At 67.3% G+C, this 9,355-nt stretch carries 10 protein-coding genes and 2 tRNA genes; 8 read left to right on the top strand and 4 right to left on the bottom strand.

Going from position 1 to position 9,355, the window contains the following annotated elements; translation table 11 throughout:
* Nucleotides 1-86: 86 nt before the first annotated feature.
* The 5 genes from P3W75_RS00475 (at nt 87) to P3W75_RS00455 (ending at nt 4,015) form a co-directional block, all read left to right on the top strand.
* A complete protein-coding gene (locus P3W75_RS00475; protein WP_276225403.1) occupies nt 87-911 on the top strand; it encodes a substrate-binding periplasmic protein in 825 nt (274 codons plus the stop codon).
* Between the two features lie 63 nt (nt 912-974).
* Entirely contained in the window at nt 975-1,493 is a 519-nt protein-coding gene (locus P3W75_RS00470) for a hypothetical protein (protein ID WP_276225402.1), read from the top strand.
* A gap of 162 nt (nt 1,494-1,655) precedes the next feature.
* On the top strand, nt 1,656-2,051 hold the full coding sequence (locus P3W75_RS00465) for a PA2779 family protein (RefSeq protein WP_276225401.1): 396 nt from the start codon (nt 1,656-1,658) through the stop codon (nt 2,049-2,051).
* Entirely contained in the window at nt 2,048-3,001 is a 954-nt protein-coding gene (locus P3W75_RS00460) for a PA2778 family cysteine peptidase (protein WP_276225400.1), read from the top strand. Before P3W75_RS00465 ends, P3W75_RS00460 begins: the two co-directional genes overlap by 4 nt.
* A 75-nt stretch (nt 3,002-3,076) precedes the next feature.
* Nucleotides 3,077-4,015: a formate/nitrite transporter family protein gene (locus P3W75_RS00455; RefSeq protein ID WP_276225399.1), complete on the top strand. Its 939-nt coding sequence runs from the start codon at nt 3,077-3,079 to the stop codon at nt 4,013-4,015.
* 27 nt (nt 4,016-4,042) lie between these two features.
* Here the strand turns inward: P3W75_RS00455 and P3W75_RS00450 are convergent, their stop codons facing one another.
* Entirely contained in the window at nt 4,043-5,326 is a 1,284-nt protein-coding gene (locus P3W75_RS00450) for an NAD(P)/FAD-dependent oxidoreductase (protein ID WP_276225398.1), read from the bottom strand.
* 184 nt (nt 5,327-5,510) lie between these two features.
* On the opposite strand from P3W75_RS00450, the gene P3W75_RS00445 reads away from it, so the two are divergent.
* Nucleotides 5,511-5,587: transfer RNA gene (locus P3W75_RS00445), tRNA-Val, on the top strand.
* Between the two features lie 53 nt (nt 5,588-5,640).
* Nucleotides 5,641-5,717: transfer RNA gene (locus P3W75_RS00440), tRNA-Val, on the top strand.
* A 129-nt stretch (nt 5,718-5,846) separates the two neighbouring features.
* Here P3W75_RS00440 and P3W75_RS00435 read toward each other — a convergent pair.
* Both P3W75_RS00435 and P3W75_RS00430 read right to left on the bottom strand, forming a co-directional pair.
* On the bottom strand, nt 5,847-5,993 hold the full coding sequence (locus P3W75_RS00435; protein WP_276225397.1) for a hypothetical protein: 147 nt from the start codon (nt 5,991-5,993) through the stop codon (nt 5,847-5,849).
* A gap of 114 nt (nt 5,994-6,107) precedes the next feature.
* Nucleotides 6,108-7,979, bottom strand: a complete 1,872-nt coding sequence (locus P3W75_RS00430) for a putative bifunctional diguanylate cyclase/phosphodiesterase (RefSeq protein WP_276225396.1) — start codon at nt 7,977-7,979, stop codon at nt 6,108-6,110.
* Between the two features lie 170 nt (nt 7,980-8,149).
* On the opposite strand from P3W75_RS00430, the gene P3W75_RS00425 reads away from it, so the two are divergent.
* On the top strand, nt 8,150-8,674 hold the full coding sequence (locus P3W75_RS00425) for a DUF4946 domain-containing protein (protein ID WP_276225395.1): 525 nt from the start codon (nt 8,150-8,152) through the stop codon (nt 8,672-8,674).
* A 54-nt stretch (nt 8,675-8,728) separates the two neighbouring features.
* Here the strand turns inward: P3W75_RS00425 and P3W75_RS00420 are convergent, their stop codons facing one another.
* Entirely contained in the window at nt 8,729-8,953 is a 225-nt protein-coding gene (locus tag P3W75_RS00420) for a hypothetical protein (RefSeq protein WP_276225394.1), read from the bottom strand.
* Nucleotides 8,954-9,355 lie beyond the last annotated feature (402 nt).

Here is a 9,355-nt window from a genome sequence, read left to right as displayed (position 1 = left end):
GCCGAACAGGTCCAGGTGTTGCGCTTCATGAGCGTCACCGGCGGCTGAGCCGCACCAGGGAACAACAAAACCAACAAGGAGAGAGCATGAAGCTCGCGGTCCTCGGCTGGGCGCTCGGCGCCGCCGTCTCGTCCCAGGCCATGGCGCAGACCTACGTGGTCGGCGTCGAAGACCTGCAATTCCTGCCGCACTACAGCACCGACGCGCAGGGCCATTACCAGGGCTTCGCCCGCGAACTGCTGGACCTGTTCGCCCGCAGCAGCGGCGTGCAGCTCGAATACCGGCCGCTGCCGGTCGAGCGCCTGCTGCCGGCGCTGCTCGACGGCGGCGTCGACCTCAAGTACCCGGACAACCCGGCCTGGGCCGAGGCGCAGAAGCGCGGCCATGCGCTCACCTACAGCAAGCCGGTGACGCAGTACGTCGACGGCGTGCTGGTGGCGCCGGAGCGCCTCGGCCAGGGCCTGCCGGCGCTCAAGCGCCTGGCGGTGGTGGATGGCTGGACCCCGCGCGGTTACCAGCAGGCGCTGGACGCCGGGCAACTGACCCGGCTGCCCAGCGCCGATCTTCGGCAGATGATCCAGCAGGCGCTGAAGAAGGACGCCGACGGCGCCTACTTCAACGTAGTAGTCGCGACCTACTACCTGGACAACCTGCGCGCGCGGCCCGGCGCGCTGGTCTTCGACCCCACGCTGCCGCACACCCGCAGCAGCTTCCAGCTTTCCAGCGAGCGCCACCCCGAGCTGGTGCAGCGCTTCGACCGTTTCCTCGCCGAGCACGCCGCCGAGGTCGCCGAGCTGAAGGCGCGCTACGGCGTGGAAGCCAGCCTCGACCCGGCGCACCTGGGCGTCGAACAGTGGAAGCTGGACTTCCTGGAGCGGCAGAAGGCGCGGGAGAAAGCGGCTACGCCCTGACGGGGCATTCCGTCAGCCGCGCGCTTTCCCTAGAATCACGCCTCGATGTGTGACGAGGCGGCTGTGAGCGAGAGTCAACTGCGAATTCCCCTGGGCGATTGCCGCCTGGTCTGCGACGGTTTCCGCCTGCGGGTGGCGGGGCGGCCGTCGCTGGAATTCGACGGCGACCTGCTCTGGGCCATCGAGCACGGCAGCTGGCAGCCGCTGGCGGTGGAACTGCACGAATTGGCCGAGGGTATGCGCGTCCGGCCGCTGCCGCTGGAGCGGCAGCCCGCGTTCGACGCGCAGCGGGCGCTGGACTGGCGCGGCGACGAAGTCCACATCCAGCCCTTGCCGCCGCTGCGCGACCTGGCCGGCGTACGCGACTGGTACCGCGAGCGCGCGCCACACGCCACGCTCAGCGTTCGCGCCTTCGAATTCAGCGAACAACCCTGGGGCCGGCTGCTGCGCGTGGACTGCCGGGCCGCCGGGCTGGGCCGCAGCGGCCACGAACACTTCCTGTTCCCCCTCGGGCGCGCCTGCGTCCACCTCGGCCACCTGGCCCTCGACTGGCGCCGCCTGTATTTCGAACCAATCGCCTGACGCCGTGATCTGAGCAGAAGGCGCGCCAGGGATTCTGCGAAACCCGTTGTACGAAGACGCCTCGGCAAGCGCCAGTGCTGTGCGTATGCAACCGTGCCTGGCGGCGCGGAACCTCCGGCTGGCGCCGGTGGTCTGCTAGCCGTCACGTGGAGGAGACCCAGAATGACTCTAACAAAGCGGGTGAAGCGTCTTGCGGCAATCCTGGTAGTGGCGCAGCTGGGCGTGGTGGCCGAAGTGCCGCTGGCGCAGGCGGCCATGGTCGGCACCGGCGAGGTGCTGGAAGCGCAACAGCAGCGCGTCGATCGCGAGCAGTTGCTGCGCATGCTGGACGACCAGGGCGTGCAGAAGAAACTGCAGTCCATGGGCGTCGAGCGCAGCCAGGTCGAGCAACGCATCAAGAGCCTGTCCAACGACGAGCTGGCGCAGTTCAACCAGCAGCTGGACCAGGCGCCGGCCGGCGGCATCATCGGCATCATCATCCTGTTCCTGCTGATCTTCGTGATCACCGACATGCTCTGCATCACCCACATCTTCACCTTCGTGCGGTGCCAGCGTTGAGGCGCGGCGCCCTGGCGCTGGCCGTCGCGGCCATCCTGCTCGGCGGCTGCGCCAGGGCGCCGCAACTCCCGCCGGAGATCGACGCGCTGCCTTCGCGCGTGGAGCTCAGCGACGTGCAGTTCTTCCCGCAGCAGGAATTCCAGTGCGGCCCGGCGGCGCTCGCCACGCTGCTCAACCAGCGCGGCGTGCGGGTGACGCCGAACCAGCTGAAGGAACGCGTGTACCTGCCCGGACGCGAGGGCAGCCTGCAGGTCGAGCTGGTGGCCGCGGCGCGTGAGCGCGGCCTGCTGGTCTACCCGTTGCGCCCGCGCCTGGACGATGTGCTCAAGGAAGTGGCCGCCGGCAACCCGGTGCTGGTGCTGCAGAACAACGGTCTCGACTGGCTGCCGATGTGGCACTACGCCGTGGTGGTGGGCTTCGACCGCGACCGCCACGAGCTGGTGCTGCGCTCGGGTATCACCCAGCGGCTGGTCATCGATTTCACCGCCTTCGACGTCACCTGGGCGCGCAGCGGCCGCTGGGCCGTGCTGGCGCTGCCGAGCGAGCGCTTGCCGGCCAGCGTCGAGCCGACCCGCTGGCTGCGCGCCGCCCACGACCTGGAGGAAACCGGCCAGCGTCCCGTGGCCGAACAGGCCTACCGCAGCGCGACGCGGGCCTGGCCGCGGGACCCCCTGGGCTGGTTCGCCCTGGGCAACTCGCGCTACGCCGCTGGCAACCTGGATGACGCCGAGGCCGCGCTACGGCGCAGCGTCGAGGTGCGCGCGGACTTCGCCGCCGGCTGGTACAACCTCGGCAACGTGCTGGCCGAGCGTGGTTGCGCTGCGCAGGCCGACTCGGCAGCGAGCTGCGCGCGGCAGCTGGCCCCGGACGACCGGCGCTTCGCGGCGCCCTTGTCGGCAGGCGCGGCGAGGGGGCAGTGCGCCGCAGTCCCGGCATGCCCCGCGCGCTGACGCGGGGCGCGCATTTTCCTTGAACCGAAGCCGCGCCGCGAGGGCCTAACCTGCATCCTTCCCGAGGTGCAGAGCATGGCGAACGACAAGCAACGTTCCTCCGGCAAGCCGGCTTCCTCCGCGTCGCCGCGCAAGACCGGCAACGGCAAGCCGCGGCGGGCTACGGCCAGTGACTCCAGCGACACCGCCGCCAAACTCTCCGCCGAGGAGCGCCGCAAGGTCGAGCAGAGCCAGCCGCCACGGGCGCTGGTGTTGCACGAGGTGATCCGCCTGCAGGGCAACCACGAGCTGGAGCGGACCGTGGCGGCGCTGTGGTGGTCGGCGCTGGCCGCCGGGCTGAGCATCGGCCTGTCGCTGATGGCCATGGGGCTGTTCCGCTCGCGCCTGCCGGAGCACGAGGCGGCGGTGGTGGTCACCAGCCTCGGCTATCCGGTCGGCTTCCTGGCGATCATCCTCGCCCGCCAGCAGCTGTTCACCGAGAACACCCTGACGGCGGTGCTGCCGCTGATGAGCGAACCGACCCTGGAAAAGGCCGGGCAGCTGCTGCGCCTGTGGTCGGTGGTGCTGCTGGGCAACCTGGCCGGTGCGCTGCTGTTCGCCTACGCCATGCTGCACCTGCCGATCTTCGATGCGCGGGCCGACCGCGCCTTCCTGGAGATCGGTCGCGAGGTGATGGCCAACGACGGTTGGCAGATGTTCGCCAAGGGCATGGTCTCCGGCTGGATGATCGCCACCATGGTCTGGCTGGTGCCGGCGGCGGAAAGCGCCAAGGTGTGGATCATCATCCTGGTCACCTACCTGATGGCGCTGGGCAGCTTCAGTCACATCGTCGTCGGCACCTGCGAGGTCGGCTACCTGGTGTGGGCCGGTGAGCTGGGCTGGGGCGCTTTCCTGGTCGACTTCGCGGCGCCGACCCTGGTCGGCAATATCGTCGGCGGCAGCCTGATCTTCGCCCTGATCAGTCACGCGCAGATCCGCAGCGACAGTGGCGCGCCAACGAAAACGGCGCCCTGAGGCGCCGTCTTCGGAAGCGGTGCGCGCTTACACGCCCAGCTTGTCACGCAGGTTGTAGTACCAGGCGCCGATCGCGGAGAACGGAACCTGGAACATGCGGCCGCCCGGGAAGGGGTAGTGCGGCAGGTCGGCGAACGCGTCGAAGCGCTCGGCCTGGCCGCGCAGGGCCTCGGCCAGTACCTTGCCGGCCAGGTGGGTGTAGGTGACGCCGTGGCCACTGCAACCCTGGGAGTAGTAGATGTTGTCGCCGATGCGGCCGACCTGGGGCAGGCGCGACAGGGTCAGCAGGAAGTTGCCGGTCCAGGCGAAGTCGATCTTCACGTCTTTCAGCTGCGGGAACACCTTGAGCATCTTCGGACGGATGATCGCCTCGATGTTCGACGGGTCGCGCGCACCGTAGACCACGCCGCCGCCGAAGATCAGGCGGTTGTCGCCGGTCAGGCGGTAGTAGTCGAGCAGGTAGTTGCAGTCCTCGACGCAGTAGTCCTGCGGCAGCAGGGTCTTGGCCAGGTCGGCGCTCAGCGGCTCGGTGGTGATCACCTGGGTGCCGCACGGCATCGACTTGGAAGCCAGTTCCGGAACTAGGCCGCCGAGGTAGGCGTTGCCGGCCACGACCACGAACTTGGCCTTCACGCGGCCTTGCGGGGTGTGCACCACCGGGTTGGCGCCGCGCTCGATCTTCACCGCCGGGGACTGCTCGTGGATCACGCCGCCGAGGGATTCCACGGCCGCGGCTTCGCCCAGGGCGAGGTTCAGCGGGTGGATGTGGCCGCCGCTCATGTCGAGCATGCCGCCGACGTAGCTGTCGGTAGCGACGACTTCACGGATGCGCTTGGCGTCCATCAGTTCCAGCTGGGTGTGGCCGAAGCGCTCCCAGAGCTTCTTCTGCGACTCCAGGTGGCCCATCTGCTTGGCGCTGAGGGCGGCGAACACGCCACCGTCCTTCAGGTCGCACTGGATGTTGTACTTGGCGATGCGCTCGCGAATGATGCGGCCGCCCTCGAAGGCCATCTGGCCGAGCAGTTGCGCCTGCTTCGGGCCGACGGTGCGTTCGATGACGTCGATGTCGCGGCTATAGCTGTTGACGATCTGGCCACCGTTGCGGCCCGACGCGCCGAAACCGACCTTGGCGGCCTCCAGCACGGTGACCTTGAAGCCGTTTTCCAGCAGGAAGAGAGCGGTGGACAGGCCGGTGTAGCCGGCGCCGATGATGCATACATCGGTTTCGGTGTCGCCCTGGAGTTCGGGACGGGCCGGAACCGGGTTGGCCGACGCTGCATAGTAGGAAGAGGGATAAGAAGTGTGCGGCATATTGCACCTGTGTTTGTTATTTTTTACGAGATGCGCTGATGCTACCCGAGTCGAATTCCGCCGGCTAGTGGCCGTGCAAAATTTTTTACGCAGCGCCGAACATAAAAAAACGCATTTTTTCAGAGGTTTAGGGAAAAAGTGCTTGACGATCAAAAGCCTTGGCGTAGAATGCGCCCCCATCGATAGGCACATAGCTCAGCTGGTTAGAGCACCACCTTGACATGGTGGGGGTCGTTGGTTCGAGTCCAATTGTGCCTACCAAATTCCCGCTTCGGCGGAATCGGAAGGCGTTTCATCGATGCGCTTTTCACTCTAGGCACATAGCTCAGCTGGTTAGAGCACCACCTTGACATGGTGGGGGTCGTTGGTTCGAGTCCAATTGTGCCTACCAATTCACCGCTTAGGCGGTAGCGAAAAGGGTGATCCGCAAGGGTCGCCCTTTTTGTTTGCCTCGACGAAAGCCCGGCGCTTTCGCCGAGCATGAAAAAGCCCCGCGCTGCGGGGCTTTTTGCTATGCGCCTCAGCGGCGCTCGAAGCCGGGGCCGCCGCCATGGCCGCCACCGCCGTGGCCGCCGCCCGGGCCGCCGAAGGGCGGGAAGAACGGCCAGCAGCCGGAGAGCGAGACGAGGGCGAGGAGCAGGGCGGCTTTGGTCAGTCTGGACAGCATGGGGACACCGGGACGTTGAAAAAATCGGGCGCAAAGTAGACCCGCTGGCGCCGCGCCTGTCGCGCATTATTTGGTATCGCCAGGGTAAGGATTGTATCGGCTCCGACGCATGCCTCAGGCGGCGCTGGCGCCGGGTTGCGCGCCGGGCAGCAGGGTGCGGAAGGCGTGGCACGGCAGTGGCCGGCCGGTGAAGTAGCCCTGCATCAGGCGGCAGCCGTTGTCGTGCAGCCAGGCCAGTTGCTCGGCGGTCTCCACGCCTTCGGCTACGATCGGGATGCCGAGGGAGTCGCCGATGCCGATGATGGCGTGGACGATGGTCTGGCAGTCGTGGCGCTCGAGCGCGCCGCTGACGAACGAGCGGTCGATCTTCATCTTGTCGAAGGGAAAGCGCAGCAGGTAGTTGAGCGAGGAAAAGCCCGTGCCGAAGTCGTCGAGGACGATCTGCACGCCCAGGCTGCGCAGTTCTTCGAGGATCGCCACGTTGTCCTGGGAGGCTTCCAGCACCGTGGTCTCGGTCACCTCCAGCATCAGGCGGGCGGCAGGCAGGCGGAACTCGGCCAGGGTTTCCGCCACCAACTTCGGCAGGGCGCGGTTGATCTGCGCCGGCGAGACGTTCACCGAGATGCTGATGTTCGCCGGCCAGCGCGCGGCTTCGCGGCAGGCCTCGCGCAGCACCCAGGTGCCGATGGGAATGATGGTGCCGTTCTTCTCCGCCAGCGGGATGAACTCGGCCGGCGGCACGCTGCCCAGCTCCGGGTGGTTCCAGCGCAGCAGGGTTTCGGCGCCGACCACGCGCCGGTCCGGGGTGGCGACTATGGGCTGGAAGGCCAGCGCCAGTTCGCCGAGTTGTAGCGCCCGGCGCAGGTTCAGCTGCGGCGGTGCGTAGGGCGAGGGCAGGCTGCTTTCCAGGTCCGGGGTGTAGTGCTGCCATTTGTCCAGCGGCAGGGTGTGTGCGCCGCGCTTGGCGAGGATGGTGTTGCGCAGCAGGCGGTCGGCGCTGAGTTGCTCGTCGGAGGTGGAGGCCAGGCCGGCGGTCACCGTCACCGACAGCGAGCGGTCGCCGATCAGGAATGGCTCGCCGAGCCGTTCGATGGCGTCGGTCAGGCGTTGTTCCAGTTCGGCCGGTTCGAGCCGTTGCGGCAGCAGCGCGGCGAATTCGTCGGCGCCCAGGTGGGCCAGCAGTTCGGCCTGCGGGAAGCAATCCTCCAGGCGTGCGGCGAAGGCCTTGAGCAGGGTGTCGATGTCGCGCGGATCGATGCTGTTGCGCAGTTGTTCGAAGTGCTCGATGTCGAGGGTGATCAGGGTCGGGAACGCGTCGTTGAGGTGGTAGCGGTTCAGCTTCTCGCCGAGGGTGCGCAGCAGCGCCTGGCGGTTGGGCAGGCCGCTGACCGGGTCTCGATCGGTTTCCTGGGAGATCTTCTGGTCGCGCTGGATCAGCGCGGAAATGCAATTGGCCAGGTCGCGCAGATGGGCGAGTTCACCCTCGCGGACGCTGCGCGGTTGCGTGTCGACCACGCAGAGCACGCCGAGGGCGTGGCCGTCGGCGTCCTTCACCGCGACGCCGGCGTAGAAGCGGAAGCCGAGCGGGCCGGTCACCAGCGGGTTGGCGCTGAACTCCGGGTGCTGCGCGGCGTCTTCGACGATCATCACGCCGCCGGGCTTCAGGCTGCAGCGCGCGCAGAACGAGTCTTCCCGCGGGGTGTTCAGGCCGTGGGGGAGGCCGTGGGCAGAAAGCAGCCAGGCGCGCTTGGCGGCGATCAGCGAAATGGCTGCAATGGGCGCCTGGTAGAGATGCGCGGCGAGCCGGGTGAAAGAATCGAACTGCGGGTTGGCGGGCATGTCCAGGTAGCCGGTCGAGTACAGCGAGCGCAGGCGCTCCTGCTCGTCCGCTGCGACCGGGAACAGCGGTGCGGCCTCCGGCGGCTCGAGCGCCGGGCCGTGAGTGGCGAAGGGGGGATGTCCGTCCTGGGAATCTTCGCTGCGCATCGCATCTTCCCTCTTGGGCAATGCTGCTCCCTGGCGTCCGTGCGGGCTCGTCGTCCAGGGTTGAACAGCCGGTCGACGGCACCCAGTGTAGTTCGTTGGAAATATTTACACTCATGGACGGTGGGTTGATAGGGCGTGCCGTTCGTCGGGAGAGCAGGGGTGGACAGGCAATGAGGAAAGGCGGGTGGGGCGGATTGCTGCTGGTGGCGCTGTGCGCTGCGGCTGGCGGGGTATCTGCGGCGGGCTTGGTGGAGTGGCCGGAGGGCTGGCAGGTGACGCGCTCGCCGGCGGCGGAGGGGGCTGAAGCCTTGTCGCGCGAGCGTGGCGTGCGCCTGGCCGATGATGGCTCGCAGGCGGTGGTGATGGAAATCACTCGCAGCCGCCTGGCCAGGGTCGAGGGCGTGGACCTGCAGCGGGTGATCGCGCAGATGCGCAAGAACCTGCAGATCGACTTCATGCAGCAGGGCCTGCTGGCCGCCTGCAGCAAGCCGCAGGACGCGAGCCTGGGCGGCCTGGCGGGGCTGGAGCTGGTGTGTTCGATCAGCCGCAACGGCACCGAGGTGATGAAGCAGAAGATGCAAGTGGCGCTGGGCAAGGAGGCGGCCTATTCGCTTACCTTCGCCGCGCCGTCGGCGCATTACGCCGAGCAGGTCGCGGCGGTGGAGGCGGTCAGGTCCGGCCTGCACCTGGAGTAAGGTGCGCGGACAAGAAAAAGCCCCGCATCGGCGGGGCTTTTCATTCGCGGCGGGTCAGGCTGCGAGGGAGCTCTGCACCCGGGCGATCACCGCTTGCAGTGGCTCGTCGGCCAGGTACTGCTGCGGGTAGAGGCGCTCGCTATGGCAGGCGACGCCGTGCTCGTCCACCAGGGCGAAGCTGAAGCTGTCCTTGCGCGGGGCGAGGATGATGCAATTGAGCGGGGCGAATGCGGCCTTGAGGGTGCGGATCGCCTCCTGGATCTGAATGGTTTTTTTCATCTTGTCTTGGTCTTCCAAATAGTCACGGTCCTTATGACCGTCTAAATCGTAAAAAGCTCCGGTCCAACGCAGCATGCGTGATATCCATGACCGGAATATGGCAGCGAATACAAATTCGAAAGGCCTTCCGGAATTCGCGGCGACGGGGAAATACGCCGGCTCCCGGAGTAGGGCATGCCAAATAAGTGAGGACGATTGGTTGCGCTCTCAAGGGGCGCTCGATACGTCTGCCAGTGACTGGCTGCTGGCCGTGGCCCTGTTGTTCCCAGCTGCGACGCCCTGGTTGGGGTGGGCGGTGCTGGGAGGGGCGACCTGAATCTGGTGACTCGCGGCGTGCATTATGGGGATGCCGGGCGGGTCTGGCAAGTTGCGGGGGCGCTGGAGAATTGCTTTAGGATGTTT

Source organism: Pseudomonas citronellolis (assembly GCF_029335315.1).
Lineage (GTDB): Bacteria > Pseudomonadota > Gammaproteobacteria > Pseudomonadales > Pseudomonadaceae > Pseudomonas > Pseudomonas citronellolis_A.
This window is presented reverse-complemented; position numbering and strand designations above follow the sequence as displayed.